Origin of the sequence: Agrobacterium sp. MCAB5, from assembly GCF_052114365.1 — a bacterium.
Lineage (GTDB): Bacteria > Pseudomonadota > Alphaproteobacteria > Rhizobiales > Rhizobiaceae > Agrobacterium > Agrobacterium tumefaciens.
Window position 1 is genome coordinate 221200 of the sequence record NZ_JBFREP010000011.1, and the last position, 17612, is coordinate 238811.

The 17612-nt window shown below is 58.2% G+C and carries 17 protein-coding genes; 9 read left to right on the forward strand and 8 right to left on the reverse strand.

The genetic code is table 11. The features are described 5' to 3' along the window. Positions 1–115: 115 nt before the first annotated feature. Genes AB4Z23_RS22400 through AB4Z23_RS22410 form a run of 3 tightly spaced genes read left to right on the forward strand, consistent with a single transcriptional unit; the run spans position 116 to position 2708 of the window. A complete protein-coding gene (locus tag AB4Z23_RS22400) occupies positions 116–1069 on the forward strand; it encodes an aliphatic sulfonate ABC transporter substrate-binding protein (RefSeq protein ID WP_004432036.1) in 954 nt (317 codons plus the stop codon). A 23-nt stretch (positions 1070–1092) separates the two neighbouring features. Continuing rightward, a complete protein-coding gene (locus AB4Z23_RS22405) occupies positions 1093–1872 on the forward strand; it encodes an ABC transporter permease subunit (protein WP_004432039.1) in 780 nt (259 codons plus the stop codon). 8 nt (positions 1873–1880) lie between these two features. Next, entirely contained in the window at positions 1881–2708 is an 828-nt protein-coding gene (locus tag AB4Z23_RS22410) for an ABC transporter ATP-binding protein (protein ID WP_441360791.1), read from the forward strand. Positions 2709–2751: 43 nt separating this feature from the next. On the opposite strand, the gene putA is transcribed toward AB4Z23_RS22410, so the two are convergent. Further along, complete coding sequence (gene putA, locus AB4Z23_RS22415) at positions 2752–6438, reverse strand: trifunctional transcriptional regulator/proline dehydrogenase/L-glutamate gamma-semialdehyde dehydrogenase (RefSeq protein ID WP_112153510.1); 3687 nt, start codon at positions 6436–6438, stop codon at positions 2752–2754. Between the two features lie 174 nt (positions 6439–6612). On the opposite strand from putA, the gene AB4Z23_RS22420 reads away from it, so the two are divergent. Further along, the gene (locus AB4Z23_RS22420) at positions 6613–7083 is read left to right on the forward strand and encodes an Lrp/AsnC ligand binding domain-containing protein (RefSeq protein ID WP_004432060.1); all 471 of its coding nucleotides are present in this window, start codon (positions 6613–6615) and stop codon (positions 7081–7083) included. A gap of 66 nt (positions 7084–7149) precedes the next feature. Here the strand turns inward: AB4Z23_RS22420 and AB4Z23_RS22425 are convergent, their stop codons facing one another. Next, the gene (locus AB4Z23_RS22425; protein ID WP_004432061.1) at positions 7150–7716 is read right to left on the reverse strand and encodes an RNA polymerase sigma factor; all 567 of its coding nucleotides are present in this window, start codon (positions 7714–7716) and stop codon (positions 7150–7152) included. Next, positions 7716–7922: a NepR family anti-sigma factor gene (locus AB4Z23_RS22430; RefSeq protein WP_004432062.1), complete on the reverse strand. Its 207-nt coding sequence runs from the start codon at positions 7920–7922 to the stop codon at positions 7716–7718. The genes AB4Z23_RS22425 and AB4Z23_RS22430 overlap by 1 nt, the downstream gene beginning before the upstream one ends. A 137-nt stretch (positions 7923–8059) precedes the next feature. Between AB4Z23_RS22430 and AB4Z23_RS22435 the strand changes: the two genes are divergently transcribed. After that, positions 8060–8854 carry a response regulator gene (locus tag AB4Z23_RS22435; protein WP_004432063.1) on the forward strand — a complete coding sequence of 265 codons (795 nt, stop codon included), beginning with the start codon at positions 8060–8062 and terminating at the stop codon, positions 8852–8854. A 95-nt stretch (positions 8855–8949) separates the two neighbouring features. After that, complete coding sequence (locus tag AB4Z23_RS22440) at positions 8950–9939, forward strand: sensor histidine kinase (RefSeq protein ID WP_035252645.1); 990 nt, start codon at positions 8950–8952, stop codon at positions 9937–9939. Between the two features lie 299 nt (positions 9940–10238). Here AB4Z23_RS22440 and AB4Z23_RS22445 read toward each other — a convergent pair whose 3' ends face one another. Next, on the reverse strand, positions 10239–11963 hold the full coding sequence (locus AB4Z23_RS22445; protein WP_004432069.1) for a sensor histidine kinase: 1725 nt from the start codon (positions 11961–11963) through the stop codon (positions 10239–10241). A gap of 238 nt (positions 11964–12201) precedes the next feature. Here AB4Z23_RS22445 and AB4Z23_RS22450 point away from each other — a divergent pair, with 238 nt between their 5' ends. Next, positions 12202–12777 carry a PRC-barrel domain-containing protein gene (locus AB4Z23_RS22450; protein WP_004432071.1) on the forward strand — a complete coding sequence of 192 codons (576 nt, stop codon included), beginning with the start codon at positions 12202–12204 and terminating at the stop codon, positions 12775–12777. A gap of 100 nt (positions 12778–12877) precedes the next feature. Here the strand turns inward: AB4Z23_RS22450 and galE are convergent, their stop codons facing one another. The 4 genes from galE to AB4Z23_RS22470 form a co-directional block, all read right to left on the reverse strand. Beyond that, positions 12878–13861, reverse strand: a complete 984-nt coding sequence (gene galE, locus AB4Z23_RS22455) for a UDP-glucose 4-epimerase GalE (RefSeq protein ID WP_004432073.1) — start codon at positions 13859–13861, stop codon at positions 12878–12880. Between the two features lie 198 nt (positions 13862–14059). Further along, positions 14060–14497, reverse strand: a complete 438-nt coding sequence (locus AB4Z23_RS22460) for a hypothetical protein (RefSeq protein ID WP_004432075.1) — start codon at positions 14495–14497, stop codon at positions 14060–14062. Between the two features lie 9 nt (positions 14498–14506). Next, complete coding sequence (locus AB4Z23_RS22465) at positions 14507–14851, reverse strand: DUF883 family protein (protein WP_004432077.1); 345 nt, start codon at positions 14849–14851, stop codon at positions 14507–14509. Positions 14852–14918: 67 nt separating this feature from the next. Next, positions 14919–15152: a hypothetical protein gene (locus AB4Z23_RS22470; protein ID WP_004432079.1), complete on the reverse strand. Its 234-nt coding sequence runs from the start codon at positions 15150–15152 to the stop codon at positions 14919–14921. On the opposite strand from AB4Z23_RS22470, the gene nspC reads away from it, so the two are divergent. After that, positions 15151–16248 (forward strand): carboxynorspermidine decarboxylase, encoded by a 1098-nt coding sequence (gene nspC / locus AB4Z23_RS22475; RefSeq protein ID WP_004432082.1) that lies wholly within the window; start codon positions 15151–15153, stop codon positions 16246–16248. The two genes, AB4Z23_RS22470 and nspC, sit on opposite strands and share 2 nt — an antisense overlap. Before the next feature lie 59 nt (positions 16249–16307). Beyond that, positions 16308–17546, forward strand: coding sequence for a saccharopine dehydrogenase family protein (locus AB4Z23_RS22480; RefSeq protein ID WP_013762136.1), 1239 nt, complete (start codon positions 16308–16310; stop codon positions 17544–17546). Positions 17547–17612 lie beyond the last annotated feature (66 nt).

Here is a 17612-nt window from a genome sequence, read left to right on the forward strand (position 1 = left end):
TATTCCCGCAATATCGCTCATATTGAATTATCCTCTCTCTATCGTTTTCATCGAAAACCCTAGCATTGCTCCATATCGCAAACCGGCCCCAGGGGGTCGGCGACAAGGAGCTAAGATGCCAGCCATTACCCGTCGTGCCCTCTCCGCCAGTTTTCTTGTTGCCGCTGCATTATCCGTGCTGCCCTTGCAGGCGCAGGCGGCGGAAGAGCTGAAGATCGGTTATCAGAAAACCGGCCTGCCGGTGATCGCGAGGCAACAGGGCGTTATCGAAAAGGCGCTTGAGGCCAAGGGCGTCAAGGTTTCGTGGGTCGAATTCACCGCAGGCCCGCCGCTGGTGGAGGCCTTGAATGTTGGCTCCATCAATGTCGGCTGGACGGGCGATGCGCCGCCAATCTTCGGTCAGGCGGCCGGTTCGGCCATCGTTTACGTTGCGGCTCTTCCCTCAAACGGTAAGGGTGAGGCGATCTTCACCAAGCCCGAGAGCGGTATAAAGTCGGTTGCCGATCTGAAGGGCAAGAAGGTCGGCGTCGGCAAGGGCACAAGCGCCCACAATCTGCTGGTGGCGGCAATTGAGAAGAACGGCCTGAAATTTAGCGATATCGACGTGGTCTATCTCAGCCCGGCTGACGCGGCGGCAGCCTTTGCCAGCGACAAGATCGACGCCTGGGCCGTCTGGGATCCGTTCTATGCAATTGCCGAGACGCGCTATAAGCCCGTCACTCTGGCCCGCACCAGCGAGGTTCTCAATGTGAGTACCTATTTCCTCGCCAACCGCGACTATGCCAAATCCCATGCCGACACCATCAATATAACGCTTGATGCCCTGGGCGAGGCGGCCAAATGGTCCGCCGCCAACCGCGACAAGGTTGCGGCAGCCCTGCATGAGGTGACAGGTGTACCGCTGGAAGCGCAGACGCTGGCTGCGAACCGTTCGGAATTCGGTATTTCGAAAATCGATGACAAGATCATTGCCAGCCAGCAGGAAACTGCCGACCGCTTTTATCGCCTGGGCCTGATCCCTAAGCAGATCAGCATCAAGGATGCCGTCTGGTCAGGCGCCACCAACTGATCCCGGATACGGAGGGCTTCGCGATGAGCATCAGAAGGCGTATCGAGGCTGGAAGCATCACGGGCTGGTTGCTTCCTGCCATCATTCTTGCCGGCTGGGAGCTTGCTGCCCGCGTCGGTCTCATTTCGGCAAACGTCCTGCCGGCTCCCTCTGCCGTCGCGGAAGCCTTCTGGCGGCTTTTGCTTTCAGGGGAACTCATCGCCAATATCGGTGTCAGCTCCGCTCGCGCTCTGGCCGGTTTCGCCGTTGGCGGCGCGATTGGTTTCATCTTCGGGCTGGCCAACGGACTGTCGCGGTTTTCCCGCAGCTTTACCGACACGACGCTGCAGATGATCCGCAACATCCCGCATCTGGCGCTCATTCCGCTCGTCATCCTCTGGTTCGGCATCGACGAGGAGGCAAAGCTTTTCCTCGTGGCACTCGGAGTGTTTTTCCCCATCTACATCAACACGCTGCTCGGCATTCAGGGGGTCGATCCGCAACTGGTGGAGATGGGGCGTACCTATGGCATGTCGCCCTTCACCCTGTTCCGGCGAGTGATCCTGCCCGGCGCGCTGCCGTCCATTTTCACCGGCCTGCGTTATGCGCTCGGCATCATGTGGCTGACGCTTATCGTGGCGGAAACAATTTCCTCCTCTTCCGGCCTCGGCTACATGGCCATGCAGGCGCGCGAGTTCCTGCTGATCGATGTCGTCGTGCTGTCGATCCTTATTTACGCGCTTCTTGGCAAGCTGGCGGACAGTTTCGCCCGCTTCCTCGAAAGCATCTTCCTGCAGTGGCATCCAGCCTTCAAGAAAGTCTGAGGTAACCCATGTCGACCAGCAATGTTACGACGTTGAGACGCCCCGATGCCCCATCATCCTCCCCTTCCGGGGCAGAGACCAAGGTTGAACAGCGCGGCAAGCAGAACGACAGCAAGGTCGCTTTCAGCTTCCGCAATTTGACAAAGACCTTTGGCGATAAACCGGTTCTGCGCGGCATCGATCTCGATGTGCGGGAAGGCGAGTTTCTGGCTATTATCGGCAAGAGTGGATGCGGCAAGAGCACGCTTCTGCGTATCTTGGCCGGTCTTGATGCGCCCACAAGCGGCACCGTTTCGAAAGACGCATCGAGCCGCACTCGCATGATGTTTCAGGAGCCGCGCCTTCTGCCATGGGAGCGCATCGCAAACAATGTATCCGTGGGCCTGACCGGCATCGCCAAAGGTGAGGCGGCGAACGAGCAGGCGCTTGCCATTCTTGAAGAGGTTGGGCTAAAGGACCGGGCGGGCGAGTGGCCCTATGTCCTGTCTGGAGGCCAGAAGCAGCGCGTGGCGCTGGCACGCGCGCTGGTGGCGCATCCGCAAATTCTGGCGCTGGATGAACCCCTCGGGGCGCTAGATGCGCTCACCCGCATCGAAATGCAGCTTCTGCTGGAGCGCATCTGGCGCAAGCAGAAATTCACCGCCGTTCTCGTTACGCACGATGTTTCGGAAGCCGTCGCACTTGCAGACCGCATCGTCGTGATTGATGAGGGGCGCATCGCCCTTGATCTCGATGTGAAACTGCCGCGTCCGCGCCGACACGGCACCCCGGAATTCGCGCGGCTTGAAGAGCAGGTTCTGAACCAGCTTTTCGGTCGTGGTGAAATCGGTGGGTGATGTGATGGACCGGCAGGGTCGAGACCCTGCCGGAACCAGATAATCAGCCGATGCTCATCAGGCTGGCATTGCCGCCGGCAGCCGTTGTGTTGACGCTGACGGAGACTTCTTCCACCAGCCAGTCGAGATTGTAGGGCTGGGTTTCACGGTCAAGCGCTTCCGTCGTGGCGGCCTGAACCAGAACCAGAGGACCGGGCAGGGCGGCGATTTTCTTGTTGATCGCAACGACACGTTCCGCATCGCCCTCGATCAGCGCGCCGGCGAACGGTGCGGATTTTTCCCAGCTGTCAGCCCATGTGATGCGCGAGGTGACGGTTGCCGGCAATCCGTAGATCGACTTTTCCAGCCCCGACGCATTATCGATAACGACCGAGTTGCCGGTGGCAAGCGCTGCCGCAAGCTGGCGATAGAGCCCTTGCTCCGTGGCCGGAATAAGCAGCACCTTGCCGCGCGGATGCAGCGCATAGACGTTGCGTTCGCCGACTGGGCCTGCCAGTTCGGTTTCGAAACCGAGGCCGGATAGGGCTGCGGCCTGTCTTGCGGCTTCGGCTGCAACGCTCTGGCCGTTTTCATCCAGCCAGCGGGCGAGATCGACAGCCGCCTGGTCCTGCTGGCTGGCAACGCGGTCGATCTTCGGCGCGGTTTGTGTGACGCGGCCGAGATAGAGCGGACCGCCCGCCTTGGGGCCGGTGCCGGAGAGGCCTCGCCCGCCAAAGGGCTGGACGCCGACCACGGCGCCGATGATGTTGCGGTTCACATAGAGATTACCGGCCGCGACGCGCGACAGGACATGCTGGATGGTATCGTCAAGACGCGTATGCAGGCCGAAGGTCAGGCCATAGCCGGTGGCGTTGATCTCGTCGATCAGCCGGTCGAGATTGTCGCGCTTGAACCGGATGACGTGCAGCACCGGCCCGAAGACCTCTTTCTTCAGATCGGCGAGCGATTTCATCTCGATGATTGTCGGTGGCACGAAGGTGCCCTTGCCGGTTTCGCCGGCAAGCGAAATCTGCTCGATCCGGTGGCCGAGTGCGCGCATGCTGTCAACGTGTTTTTCGATGATGCCTTTAGCTTCAGCGGTGATCACGGGGCCGACATCGACGGAAAGGCTATCGGTGCGCCCGATGCGCAATTCGTGCAGCGCGCCCTTCAGCATCGTCAGGGTGCGGTCGGCCACATCTTCCTGCAGGCAGAGAATGCGAAGCGCCGAGCAACGCTGGCCGGCACTGTCGAAGGCAGAGGCGATGACGTCGGCGACGACCTGCTCRGCAAGCGCTGAGGAATCGACGATCATGGCGTTCTGGCCGCCGGTCTCGGCAATCAGGGGAACGGGCTGGCCGTTTGCGAGAACCCGGCCTGCGAGTTGACCCTGGATGAGGCGCGCCACTTCCGTGGATCCGGTGAACATCACACCCGCCGTGAGCGCTGAGCCGACAAGTGCCGCACCGGTCTTGCCGTCACCTGGCAGAAGCTGCACGGCGTCCTGCGGAACGCCTGCCTCATGCAGCAGGCGYACCCCCTGCGCTGCGATCAACGGGGTTTCTTCGGCGGGCTTTGCCAGTACCGAATTACCGGCAACCAGTGCTGCCGTTACCTGGCCGATGAAGATGGCAAGCGGGAAGTTCCACGGGCTGATGCAGACGACCGGGCCGAGCGGTGTCTCGTTGGCCTTGAAGGTCTTCCGGGCTTCCGCTGCGTAATAACGCAGGAAGTCAATCGCYTCGCGCACCTCGGCAATGGCGTTCGGCATGGATTTTCCGGCCTCGCGCATGATGAGGCCAAGCAGGGCCGGCATCTCGGCCTGCATCCGGTCGGCAGCGCGCTCCAGGCAGGCGGCGCGCTCCTCGACCGGCGTGGAAGACCAGTTGGAGGCTGCGGCCCGTTGCATTGCCGCTTCGACATCGGCCTCTGTCGGTTCGGTTACATAACCGACGACATCATTGTGGTCGCCGGGATTGAGGACCGGGCGTGTCTTTCCGCCTGCATGCGGTGCTGCGGCTTTCCATTCCGTCGTCGCACCTGCCTTAAGGACGTTGTCCAGCGCGGCAAGTGCCGTTTCATTCGAAAGATCGAGGCCGGCGGAATTTGCCCGYTCGGGGCCGAAGAGACCAGCGGGTGCAGCAATGCGGTCGTGCCGTGCGCCGGGAACGGGGTAAGCCTTGACCACGGTGACCGGATCTTCCAGCAGGGAAGCCACCGGCACGGCGGGATCCGCTATGCGGTTGACGAAGGAGGAGTTCGCGCCGTTTTCCAGCAGACGGCGGACGAGATAGGCAAGCAGCGTCTCGTGGGTGCCAACAGGCGCATAAAAGCGGCAGGGACGATCGAGCTTTTTCTTGCCGACGACTTCGCTGTAAAGCGGTTCGCCCATGCCGTGCAGGCACTGGAACTCRTAATCACCGAGTTTGAAGTCCGGACCRGCKAGATGGTAGATGGTMGCCATGGACTGGGCGTTGTGGGTCGCAAATTGCGGGAACACGACGTCACGCGCGGCAAGCAGCTTGCGGGCGCAGGCGATATAGGAGACATCCGTGTGCACTTTGCGGGTGAAGACCGGGAAGTCTTCCAGCCCGTCCACCTGTGCGCGCTTGATCTCCGCATCCCAGTAGGCGCCCTTGACAAGACGCACCATGATGCGGCGACCGGCACGTCGGGCGAGATCGATGATGTAGTCGAGAACAAAGGGGCAGCGGCGGCCATAGGCCTGCACAACGAAGCCTAGGCCGTTCCAACCGGCAAGATCCTTGTCGAGCGCCAGTTCCTCCAGAAGATCGAGCGACAGTTCCAGCCGGTCAGCTTCCTCGGCGTCAATGTTGAGGCCGATATCGTATTTCTTGCTGAGCAGCATCAGGGATTTCACACGCGGCAGAAGCTCCGCCATTACCCGCTCTGCCTGCGCACGGGCATAACGCGGATGCAGGGCCGAAAGCTTGATGGAAATTCCGGGGCCACCATAGATGCCACGCCCGGCGGAGGCCTTGCCGATGGCGTGGATCGCGTTTTCGTAGTCCTTGTAATAACGCTCCGCATCCTTGGCGGTGGTCGCTGCTTCGCCGAGCATGTCGTAAGAATATTGGAAACCCTGTTCCTCCAGCGGTTTCGAGCGCTTGATCGCTTCCCCAATCGTTTCGCCGGTCACGAATTGCTCGCCCATCATGCGCATCGCCATGTCGACGCCGCGGCGAATGACGGGTTCGCCAGCCCGGGCGATCAGCTTGGTCAGMGCCGCCGAAAGGCCGCTGTCATTGACCGTCGAGGTCAGCTTGCCGGTGATGACGAGACCCCAGGTTGCGGCGTTGACGAACAGCGAGCGCCCGCCGCCAATGTGGGACTTCCAGTCGCCGCGGGCGATCTTGTCGCGGATCAGCGCGTCGCGGGTGGCGGTGTCGGGAATGCGCAGCAGTGCTTCGGCAAGGCACATCAGGGCCACGCCCTCATGGCTGGAGAGCGAATATTCCTGCACCAGCCCCTCGACGCCGGTGCCTTTCGTCTTGGCGCGCAACGCCTCGATCAGCTTGGTTGCCGTGGTGCGAATGGCTGCGGCCTGCTCGGGCGTGACGGTCGCAGCATCGATCAGAGGCGCCAGGCACTCTTCCTCTGGGCGGCGGTAAGCGGCGGTAATTGCTTTGCGCAACGGGCTCTGCTCGCGCACGGGCGGTGCAAAATTCTGGAAAATACCGTTCACCGTCTGCTGCGGGTTTACATCGGCTTTGCTTGCACCATCGGCCATTCTTAAAATCCTGAAAAGCTGTTGAAGACAGACTGTCAGCGGCAGCGTGTCCTTCGCTCGCCGCTTGTCATTCTGCTGCGTACAATATCATTGCCGTAAAAATTGCTATGGTCCTATTATGAGGATAGAACAGGCCATATGAACTTTTATTATTCAAAATTGGCGTGAAATAACATGGCTAATAGTCATAAAACAGACGATCTGGACCACTTCGATCTCAAGATTCTCGAGGCCCTCAGCGAAGACGGGCGCATGTCGGTGCTGCAACTGTCGAAAAGGGTCGGCCTCTCCAAGACGCCGTGCCAGACGCGGCTCAAGCGGTTGGTGGATGAAGGTTATATTCTGGGCTTCCGTGCGGTGCTCAATCCGCAGAAACTGGGCGTCGACCATATCGCCTTCGCCGAGGTCAAGCTTTCCGACACACGCGAAAAGGCRCTTGAGGAATTCAACACGGCGGTGCGCAAGATCAAGGAGGTGGAGGAATGCCACATGATCGCCGGCGCCTTCGATTATCTACTGAAGGTGCGCACCAGCGATATCCGCAAATACCGWAGGGTGCTCGGCGAAAAAATCTCCAGCCTTCCATCGGTTTCCAACACTTCGACATTCGTCGTGATGCAGTCGGTCAAGGAGACCGGTATCTGACGACGCGGCGAAGAAAAACGGGCAGGCAYGAGCCTACCCGTCTAATGCTTTGCAAATTCTGCCAGCTCAGCGCGCGGTGGCTGCGGCGGTAACGGCGCTCATCTGCGCGTCAGGACCRAACTCGTTTTCGTTTTCGATGCCGAGAAGTTCCTGAAGGCGCAATCGCGCGCGGCTGACACGGCTCTTGATCGTGCCAACCGGGCAACCGCAAATCTCGGCTGCTTCTTCGTAAGCAAAGCCGGAGGCGCCAATCAGCAATATCGCTTCGCGCTGATCGTCGGGCAATTTTGCAAGTGCCGTACGAAAATCCTGAAGATCGACCGAACCATGCTGTTCTGGCGGCACCGACAGGCGCGAGGTGTAAACCCCGTCGGTATCCTGTACTTCGCGGCCGGACTTGCGAATCTGGCTGTAGAATTCGTTACGCAGGATCGTCACCAGCCATGCGCGCATGTTGGTGCCAGGCTGGAAACTCTCCTGTTTCGCCCAGGCCTTCATGATCGTATCCTGCACAAGGTCGTCAGCGCGATCCCTCGAACGGATGAGTGAGATCGCGAATGCGCGCAGGTTTGGCAGTGCCGCCAGCATTTCCCGTTTGAAATTGTATTCTGTCTGCTCCGGCTCTTTCGCCATCATTCCCCCGAAGCCTTGTCTTTGGCTCTGTTTTCGGCTTCATCGAGTTTCTCGAGAAGATCGAGGAATTTGTCAGGGATGCCTTCTTCCTGAACAGCATCGTAGAGTTCCCTGAGCTTGCGGGAAATCACCGCACGTCCAGAGTGCGGGACCTGAGGGTTGGCCGGATTGTCCGGAGAATCTTGGTCCGATTGAAATATGTTCATAACGTCCGGTATTCCTTTTGTGTCGTGGCAAGAATGCGCGATGAAAAAAATAGTTCCGGCGATCCGGAACTTTTTTTATGATGCGCACGTTGCTATCGTGGGTTTGCGTTGCAGACCGCATGAAAGGGGAGAATTCCATGTCAGTTTCTACACGCATCGCACCGCACCTGCCATATCTGCGCAGGTTCGCGCGTGCCGTTTGCGGCTCTCAATCCACTGGCGATGCCTATGTTGCAGCAACACTTGAAGCTCTGATCGCCGATATCAGCATCTTCCCGCCGACAAGCAACGATCGGGTTTCGCTTTATCAATTGTTCGTATCGATTTTTAGTTCCGTCACGATCAATATAAAGGCCGATGAAAACCTGTCAGGTTGGGAAAAGCGCGCTTCCGCCAACCTCTCTGCGGTACCAGCGCTCGCCCGCCAGGCTTTCCTTCTGACCACGGTCGAAGAGTTCACAGCTTCGGAAGCAGCAGAGGTTCTGAGGGTAACTGAAGCCCAGATCGGCCAGCTGATCGATGAGGCGGCCTCTGAAATCGCCCGCCAGGTTGCCACCGATATCATGATTATCGAGGACGAACCTCTGATCGCCATGGATATCGAGCAGATGGTCACCGATCTCGGCCATCGCGTTACGGGTATTGCCCGCACGCATGCGGAGGCGATCGATCTCTTCAACCGCACGCAGCCGAAGATGATCCTTGCCGACATCCAGCTTGCAGACGGCAGCTCCGGGCTCGATGCCATGAAGGAGATCCTTCAGATGACGTCTCTGCCGGTGATCTTCATTACAGCCTTCCCTGAGCGTCTTTTGACGGGTGAGCGGCCCGAGCCGACATTCCTCGTTACGAAGCCGTTCAACCCGGACATGGTGAAAGCGCTTATCAGCCAGGCCCTGTTTTTCAACGAAAGCTCTCGCGTCGCGGCGTGAAATTTGCCGAAACCGTAGACTGTCCGGGAACAACTACGGTACCCGGACGTTCGCGGTTACGGTCGTGAGGTGATCTCACGGCTTTTTGCAGGGAGATGAATTTGCATCGGCTGGCATGGCATAACGCGGAGAGGAACGAGAGCGAGCTACACGATTCGCTCGTCCTCGCTTTGCTCGATTCGGGCGAGACAGTCATGTTACAAGACTGGAACCGGGAGTATATATTCGTGGCCAATCTGCCGGATGTGTGGCGTCTGCCGACCGATAGCCATCCCACGGATGAAAATGTGTTTGGCACCGATCTTTCAGAGCGGCTTGCCGAACTCAAAAAAGATATGAATGTGGTGGGCAGTCGGGGCATGCTGGAAGTTAATGCCGGCAATGACCGGGTTTTCCAGTTCCAGATCCATTCCACCTTCAACCAGGCGAAGCAGGCGGTGATGAAAACCACTATTCGCGAGGTGACGGCGGAACGGCGGCGCGAGCAGCTTTTGCGCTCGCTGCTGCGCGAGGTCAGCCACCGTTCCAAGAACCTCCTGGCGATCATCCAGAGCCTTGCGGGCCAGACGGCCCGTTTCAGCCTCACCAAGGATGATTTTCTGCGCAAGTTTCGGGGCCGGTTACACGCTCTTGCCCAAAGTCAGGATCTCATCACGGATTCCGACTGGAGAGGTGCTCGCATATTCGAGCTTCTTCGCCAGCAATTCGATCTCTATGTGCCGGAATATCCTAATCTCATTCACATGGAAGGTGAAAACCTGCTGCTCAATCCGAATGGCGCGCTTTATATCGGTCTGGCTTTCCATGAGCTGGTCGTCAATACGGTCAGCCATAGCGGCAATCTCGCCTATCATCCGCCAATCTCGCTGCAATGCCGACAGGAAGGCGATTTTTGTATCGTTGAGTGGATCGAGCCGATCATGCCATCGAAAGAGCCGGCGCAGGCGAGGCGCGGCAGTTTCGGCAGCGTCGTGCTGGAAAAGGTCGTTCCATCCGCATTGGGCGGGAGTGCCGAATATCACCTCACGCCGGAGCGGATCGTCTACCGGCTTAAATTTCCTTCCGGGGACGTCACCGACATTTGAAATTTCGAAATAATGGCCCTCGGTTGGAGACCTGCCTCATAGGCAGCACTTCGGCCGTTTTTGCGAGAACGCAAAAAAAAGCACGGCCCATGAAAGAGCCGTGCTTTTTTATTATGACAGGTTTTCAGGGGTGAAACCTGTTTATTGTCAGCCAAGCGTCAGGCGGGGACGGGGGAATTGCTTGGCCTGCAGTAAAAATGCATCCGCCCTAATTCGGTTCCACTAAAACGTATTTTTTTTGTGGAGGGCGAAATTAGCTGCTTTTCGTCTGCTGGTACGGGGATCCAGCACGCCATTTTTCAAAGCGGGCCTGCCTGATCGGGTCGCTTGGGTATAAAATAGCGCATCGGCGCTTCAAGCGACCATTCGAACCCGGTTTCGCGATACTCCGTCACCACCTGTCCGCCGAATGCGCCTTCCGCATGCCTTTTGATGACCGTGGTACCAAAGCCCTTGCGGCTTGGTTCCGTCGCCGGTGGCCCGCCCGTTTCGGTCCAGACGATATAAATCATCTGACGTCCATCTTTTTCGAGCGGCTTCCAGCTCACCGTGATTTTTCCGAGCGCAACCGACAGGGCGCCGTATTTGATGGAGTTCGTCGTCAGCTCATGCACCACGAGCCCGAAATTTTGCGCCGCTTCCGGAGAAAGCATGAAATCGTCCCCAGACAGCTCGAAGCGTTCCGAAACGGTGCCGAAAACGTCGAGGTGGGTCTCGATCAGCTTACGGATCGGCAAGCCTTGCCATTGAACCTCCGCCAATGCCCGGATCGACATTCCGAGACCGCGCAGGCGGTGGTCCACCTCTTTCTGGAATTCCGGGATGCTTTTGTTTTCCCGCCCCAATTGCCGGATCATCGCCTGAACCAGCGTAAGAATATTCTTGGAGCGGTGAACCAGTTCGTGCAGCAGAAGTTGCAGCCGTTCTTCCGACTGGCTTCTGTCGAAGGAAGCATTGGAGAGCGCGACGGCGACCTGGTTGGCTTCCTTGATCTTGGTATCGACGGGCGCCACGATCTCGCCTTCACCGATGCGTTCAGCCATGAGCGTGAGATCGCGAATGGAACTGCGCAACTGCCGGCCGACCAGATAGGCGCCGCCGATGGCGATGAGCACGAGCATCGTGCTGCCGATCATCATTTGCCGCCACGTGTCGACCAATGCTGCCTGACTTGCGGCAAGTGGCCCCCACATCACAGTTCGCCATTGCCAGCCCGGCAATTGGGCATAGGCATAGAGGTTGCCCTTGTCGTCGAAGAAATTGCCGCTGAAGGCCTGCATTTCTGAAAGAATGGCGGGGCTGGCAAATGGCTTGCCCACTTCCACCCCATTCTGCGCACTGGAAACGACAACACGATTGTTACCGTCGATAATGGCGACCGCCCAGTTGCGCGGCAGGTTTTCCGTGGGAATGAGCCGGCTCAGGTCACTTGTATTCTGCGTCAGGATCAGGGCATCTCCGGCGGAACCCAGATTGGGGTCGAGCGGCAAGGTAACGTTGAACACCCATTCCTTGCTCGTCGCGCCGAAAAACATGTCCGAAACGGTGATCCGACGGGATTCGATTGCCTTGGCCAGATTGGCCTCGGCCGGCACCTTGCTGAGAGGCTGGCCAAATGACACCCGGGTATTGAGATACTGTTCGCCTTCCATGGTAGCCAGAATGGCGTACAGGCCCTCCCGTTTCAGGCTTTCGGCAACACGTCCCTGAAAAGCGGCAAGATTGCCATTCTCGAGTTCCGGGAATTGCGACAGCAGATTGAGGGAGGTGGCGATTTCCTGCAGGCGCCGATCGATGTTGCGGCTGACGACCCTGACATCCTCGATCGTCTCCCGTTGCAGGTCGTCGCGCTTTTCGCTTTCAAGGCGCAGCATCAAGTAGCCGCCGAAAAGGATAAGCGGCAGGGTGATGACGGTTGCCATCACCACCAGATAGGTGCCGATGGAGGCCGTCGGAAAAAAATTCGCACTGCGTCGACGTAAAGCCGAGAACGTGTTTTTCAGTTTTTTGCCGGGTTGAGGCATGCAAAAACTCCGGCAGTTACGGCATTGTTACGTCACGGATAATACCGCGCCATCTTCCTTTAGCAATGCCTGATTTTTTCGTTCGGGAGCCGCAAAATGTCGCAATCGCGTCTATGCGACTGAAAAAATCGGAACCATTTCAATGGTCAGCCCGTTTGCAAAGCGAACCGGTCATGGAGTGGAAAGCGAAACTCGTCACCGCCCGGCCAGTCGAAAACGATGAAAGGAAGGTACGAAAATGGCAAAGAAACTTACGATACTCGTCACCGCCGCCCTGATGGGCACGACGGCTTTCGCGCCGCTTGCCATCGCTCAGGGTACAACCCAGCCAGCACCGGCAAATCCGAGTGCTCAGACCGAACCGGCAACGCCTCCCGCTACCCCGATGGCGCCGGCGGCTCCTCTGGCCAATGATAGCGCGGCCGCGACGACGGGCGGTGCTTACATCACCCAGCAGGGCGAAACGCAGATCAGTGCCAATGATTACATCGGCAAGTCGGTTTATACCGCAGCCGACGAGAGCATCGGTAACGTCACCAACCTCATCATGGAAAAAGACGGCGGTCTCGTCGCAGCCGTGATTGGTGTCGGCGGTTTCCTCGGTATAGGTGCCAAGGATGTCGCGGTGCCTATGGACAAGGTAACGATGACCCGCAACACGCAGGACGGCACCATTCGCCTGACGACGACCGAAACGGCGGAAACGCTGAAGGCTGCTCCGGAATTCAAGACGCTGGAACAGCAGGCCAGCGAAAAGAGCGCGGCAACGCCTGCAGCTCCGGACAGCACCACCACGTCCGCCACCAAGCCCTGATCCCCTTACCTGGGAGGCAGGAGCGGGATCGACCTCAACAGGCGTCCCGCGAGAGACACCGGCCATTGGCCGGTGTCTTTTTGTTTTAAATTGCGTTCGCTCAGTCCCCGGCGTTGCGCGAGGAATGCCAAGCCCAGGCGGATTTGATGATATCAGACAGGGAATAACGCGGCTCCCAGCCCAACACCGCCTTTGCCTTGTCGTTATTGGCGACAAGGGTGGTGGAATCGCCATCGCGGCGGTCGGTATATTCCACCGGGAAGGGGCGGCCGGATACGTCCGAAATCGCAGCCAGCAACTCCTTCACAGTCGTGCCGGTGCCGGTGCCAAGGTTGAGTTCAACCGTTTCACCGCCCGCCAGCAGATAGTCCACTGCCCGCACATGGGCGTCGGCAAGATCGAGAATATGGATGTAGTCACGCACGCAGGTGCCGTCGCGGGTGTCATAATCCGTGCCGAACACCTTGAAGCCTTGACGCCGACCGAGTGCCGCCTCGATGGCGAGCGGGATTGCGTGGGTTTCCGGCTTGTGCCATTCGCCGATGCGGCCTTCGAAATCTGCACCTGCGGCGTTGAAATAGCGCAGCATCACCGAGCGCAGCCCCTTATAGGTGCTGTAATCCTTCAGCGCCTGCTCGACTACCCATTTGGTGCGGCCGTAGGGGTTGATCGGCGCCTGACGGTGCGTCTCGTCAATCGGCACCTGTTCCGGCAAACCGTAGGTGGCGCAGGTGGAGGAGAAAACAAATGCCGTGACCCCGGCATCGATGGCGGCAGACAGCAGGTTGAGCGAACCGATGACGTTGTTGTCGTAGAAGGCCACGGGTTGCTTTACCGATTCGCCGACTTCAATCAGCGCCGCAAAGTGGAGTACGGCCTCCGGCTGGTGCTTGGCGAAAACCTCGTCCAGCCGCGCGCGGTCGCGAATATCGCCCTGCTCGAAGGGTCCCCAGCGGACGAATTCCTCATGTCCATTGGACAGATTGTCGAAAACGACCGGTTCATATCCCCGCTCAGACAGGAGAAGGCAGGTATGCGAACCGATATAGCCGGCACCGCCGACGACAAGGACTTTCTTCTTCATCAATCGCCTTTCAGAAAAAAAACGGGACGTGCGGGAGACTGTATTTCACTTTGTTCAAATAAGGGCGGCGTGGCACTGAGCACCATCAACCAGTCTATCCATCGCGGGTAACATAAAAAAAACTGCGCATCCATGGTCCGGATGCGCAGCAGCGAATGAGAGTTTGACGAAGAGCCTTAAACGCGCCTGAAGGCGTGCCTATTTCTTTTTCCTGGTGTTGGCTCTGGTTGCCAGAAAGCCGGCAGCCATGGCAACGGCGAGCGTCGCGTAGGGGCGCGCCTGGATCGCCAGCGTCAGGAGCGATTGCAGCGCCAGAGGTGCTGCGGTCAAGGGAGCCGCCGTCAAGGATGCGACGGGTCTTCTTGCGGCATAGGCTCTCGGACGTTTGACGATCGCAAGCGCCACCAACATGATGACACCAAGCAGAAACGCCGTACCGGCTACGACAAGCGCGGCCGGCCCTGCGCCGACATGCCGGGCCAGATAGATGGACCCCGCCACGACAGCAGCTACGAAGGCGATCAGGAAGAATATCCCGGTCAGCACCCAAAGGATTATCGTGGCGCGCAGGCGCCGTGTCACGACGCGTCCTTCACGCTGGGTGTCTCCCAGATAGACCAGCAATGCCTCAAGCATGATGCAGCCTTATCGACGTGTGAGGAGGGCGAGCACGAAACCGACACCAACGGCGATGCCGAGGGACTGCAGCGGGTTCTTCTGGACCTGATCCGTCAGATTGTCGTTCAGCGAGGAAATTTCGTTGCGAACGCTGTCGGCCATCTCGCCGGAAGCGGTCAGTGCGTCGTCGGCCACGCGGGCGGCCTGCGCCTTCAGTTCATGCGAGGCTCCAACGCCCAGCGCCTTAACGCTCTTGGCAAGATTTGCCAGATCTTCGCGAAGTTGGGCAAGCTGTGCTGCCACATCGGCTGCATCGCCGTTTTCGAGGGATTGCTGGATCTTGTCGTTGACGCTGCTACGCACGCTTGCCATGGGTGAAGTCCTTCCTGGAACATCGTTGATGGAAATGGCGTCAGGTCAAAAAGACTGCCGCCGCGGATCAATGCCGACGCTTACGAACTTTCGTTGCGGCAGCCGTAAACCCGATTGTCCGCCATTCAAACGCGCCGATGCCCGCTTGGTTCCGCGGCTTGGCGAGTTTTCTCCCGCGGATTTTGCGGCGGGGGCAATTTTCCGGGAATTCGGTGCCGGACATTTGTTTTCCTGTAACAAGCATCATATAAGGCCCATCATCCAGACGGACCTTGACTTCAATCAATATGTGAAAAGCCATGCTTCAGACGCCCTATTACCTCATCGACAAGACAAAACTTCTTCGCAACATGGAGAAGATTGCCTATGTGCGGGAAAAATCCGGCGCCAAGGCGCTTCTGGCGCTGAAGTGCTTTGCAACATGGTCGGTTTTCGATTTCATGTCGCAATATATGGACGGCACCACCTCGTCGTCGCTTTATGAAGTGCGTCTGGGCCGCGAGAAATTCAGTGGCGAAACCCACGCCTATTCCGTCGCTTATGCCGACTACGAAATCGACGAGGTGATTTCGAACGCGGACAAGATCATCTTCAATTCCATCAGCCAGCTTGAGCGCTTTGCAGAAAAGGCCTCCGGTATCACCCGGGGTCTGCGCCTCAATCCGCAGGTCAGCTCTTCGAGCTTCGATCTTGCCGATCCCGCACGTCCCTTCAGCCGTCTCGGCGAATGGGATGTCGCCAAGGTCGACAAGGTCATGGACCGGATCTCCGGCTTCATGATCCACAACAACTGCGAAAACGGCGATTTTTCGTTGTTCGACCGCATGTTGACGCAGATTGAAGAGAAATTCGGATCGCTCCTGTCGCGTGCGGAATGGGTCAGCCTCGGCGGCGGCATCCATTTTACCGGCGACAACTATCCGCTCGACCAGTTCTGTGATCGCCTGGCGGCCTTTTCGGAAAAATACGGCGTTCAGGTCTATCTTGAGCCCGGCGAAGCGTCGATCACCAAGAGCACGACGCTTGAAGTGACGGTTCTCGACACGCTGTTCAATGGCAAGAACCTCGCCGTCGTCGACAGCTCCATCGAAGCGCATATGCTCGACCTCCTGATCTATCGCGAAACCGCCAAGGTTTTGCCGAACGAGGGCGAACATCCCTACATGGTCTGCGGCAAATCCTGCCTTGCGGGCGATATTTTCGGCGACTTCCGGTTCGACAAGGAGCTGAAGGTCGGTGATCGTATCTCCTTTGAGGATGCGGCCGGCTACACCATGGTCAAGAAGAACTGGTTCAATGGCGTGAAGATGCCGGCGATTGCCATCAAGGAACTCGACGGCAGCGTGCGTGCCGTTCGCGAATTCGACTTTGCCGATTTCGAGCAAAGCCTGTCTTAAACCCTGTTTTAACATGAAACGAAGCTGATCCCTGCGGGGAAAAGGAGGCATCACCTGAAATGAAGAAGAACGTTCTGATCATCGGCGCCGGTGGCGTAGCACAGGTCGTGGCGCATAAATGCGCCCAGAACAGCGATGTATTGGGAGACATTCATATTGCGTCACGGACTTTGGAAAAGTGCCGCAAGATTGTCGAGTCCGTACGCGAAAAGAAGAGCCTCAAGACAGATGTGAAACTTGAGGCCCATGCGCTTGACGCGATGGATATCGAGGCGACGAAAGCCTTGATTACGAAAACCGGCGTAGAGATCGTCATCAACGTCGGTTCGGCTTTCGTCAACATGTCCGTTCTTCGTGCCTGCATGGACACGGGTGTTGCTTATATGGATACGGCGATCCACGAGGATCCCACCAAGATTTGCGAGGCGCCGCCGTGGTACGGAAACTACGAGTGGAAGCGCGCTGCCGAATGCAAGGAAAAGGGCGTAACGGCACTGCTCGGCGTCGGTTTCGATCCCGGCGTGGTCAATGCCTATGCCCGCCTTGCCAAGGATGAATATTTCGACAAGGTCACCTCGGTCGATATCGTCGATATCAATGCCGGCAGCCATGGCCGCTGGTTCTCCACCAACTTCGATCCGGAAATCAACTTCCGCGAATTCACCGGWGTCGTCTATTCCTGGCAGAATGGCCAGTGGCAGACGAACCAGATGTTCGAGGTCGGCCAGGAATTCGATCTGCCGGTTGTCGGCAAGCAGAAGGCCTATATGACCGGCCATGACGAAGTGCATTCGCTATCCAAAAACATGGATGGCGCCGATGTGCGCTTCTGGATGGGCTTCGGCGATCACTACATCAACGTCTTTACCGTGCTGAAGAACCTCGGTCTTCTCTCCGAAAAGCCGGTCAAGACTGCCGAAGGTCTGGAAGTCGTGCCGTTGAAGGTGGTCAAGGCCGTATTGCCGGATCCGTCTTCGCTTGCACCCGATTATGTCGGCAAGACCTGCATCGGCGATGTCGTCAAGGGCATCAAGGATGGCAAGGAACGCGAAGTCTTCATCTACAACGTGGCCGACCACAAGGAAGCCTACGARGAAGTTGGATCGCAGGGCATTTCCTACACCGCCGGCGTTCCTCCGGTCGCTGCCGCCATGCTGATTGCCACCGGCGAGTGGGATGTGAAGCAGATGGCCAATGTGGAAGAACTGCCACCGCAGCCTTTCCTGAACCTTCTGAACAAGATCGGTCTTCCAAGCCGTATCAAGGACGAAAACGGCGACCGCGCCCTGACGTTCTGATCCATCAAGACAATAAAAAGCCCCGCAAAAGCGGGGCTTTTTTTGTGATGAAGTTTGCCGGTTACT

Excerpts from the sequence above, each read along its gene's own strand:
- AB4Z23_RS22400 (WP_004432036.1), top strand. The coding sequence starts at position 116 with ATGCCAGCCATTACCCGTCGTGCCCTCTCCGCCAGTTTTCTTGTTGCC.
- AB4Z23_RS22405 (WP_004432039.1), top strand. The coding sequence starts at position 1,093 with ATGAGCATCAGAAGGCGTATCGAGGCTGGAAGCATCACGGGCTGGTTG.
- AB4Z23_RS22410 (WP_441360791.1), top strand. The coding sequence starts at position 1,881 with ATGTCGACCAGCAATGTTACGACGTTGAGACGCCCCGATGCCCCATCA.
- AB4Z23_RS22430 (WP_004432062.1), bottom strand. The coding sequence starts at position 7,922 with ATGAACATATTTCAATCGGACCAAGATTCTCCGGACAATCCGGCCAAC.
- AB4Z23_RS22435 (WP_004432063.1), top strand. The coding sequence starts at position 8,060 with ATGTCAGTTTCTACACGCATCGCACCGCACCTGCCATATCTGCGCAGG.
- AB4Z23_RS22440 (WP_035252645.1), top strand. The coding sequence starts at position 8,950 with ATGAATTTGCATCGGCTGGCATGGCATAACGCGGAGAGGAACGAGAGC.
- AB4Z23_RS22445 (WP_004432069.1), bottom strand. The coding sequence starts at position 11,963 with ATGCCTCAACCCGGCAAAAAACTGAAAAACACGTTCTCGGCTTTACGT.
- AB4Z23_RS22450 (WP_004432071.1), top strand. The coding sequence starts at position 12,202 with ATGGCAAAGAAACTTACGATACTCGTCACCGCCGCCCTGATGGGCACG.
- galE (WP_004432073.1), bottom strand. The coding sequence starts at position 13,861 with ATGAAGAAGAAAGTCCTTGTCGTCGGCGGTGCCGGCTATATCGGTTCG.
- AB4Z23_RS22460 (WP_004432075.1), bottom strand. The coding sequence starts at position 14,497 with ATGCTTGAGGCATTGCTGGTCTATCTGGGAGACACCCAGCGTGAAGGA.
- AB4Z23_RS22465 (WP_004432077.1), bottom strand. The coding sequence starts at position 14,851 with ATGGCAAGCGTGCGTAGCAGCGTCAACGACAAGATCCAGCAATCCCTC.
- nspC (WP_004432082.1), top strand. The coding sequence starts at position 15,151 with ATGCTTCAGACGCCCTATTACCTCATCGACAAGACAAAACTTCTTCGC.
- AB4Z23_RS22470 (WP_004432079.1), bottom strand. The coding sequence starts at position 15,152 with ATGGCTTTTCACATATTGATTGAAGTCAAGGTCCGTCTGGATGATGGG.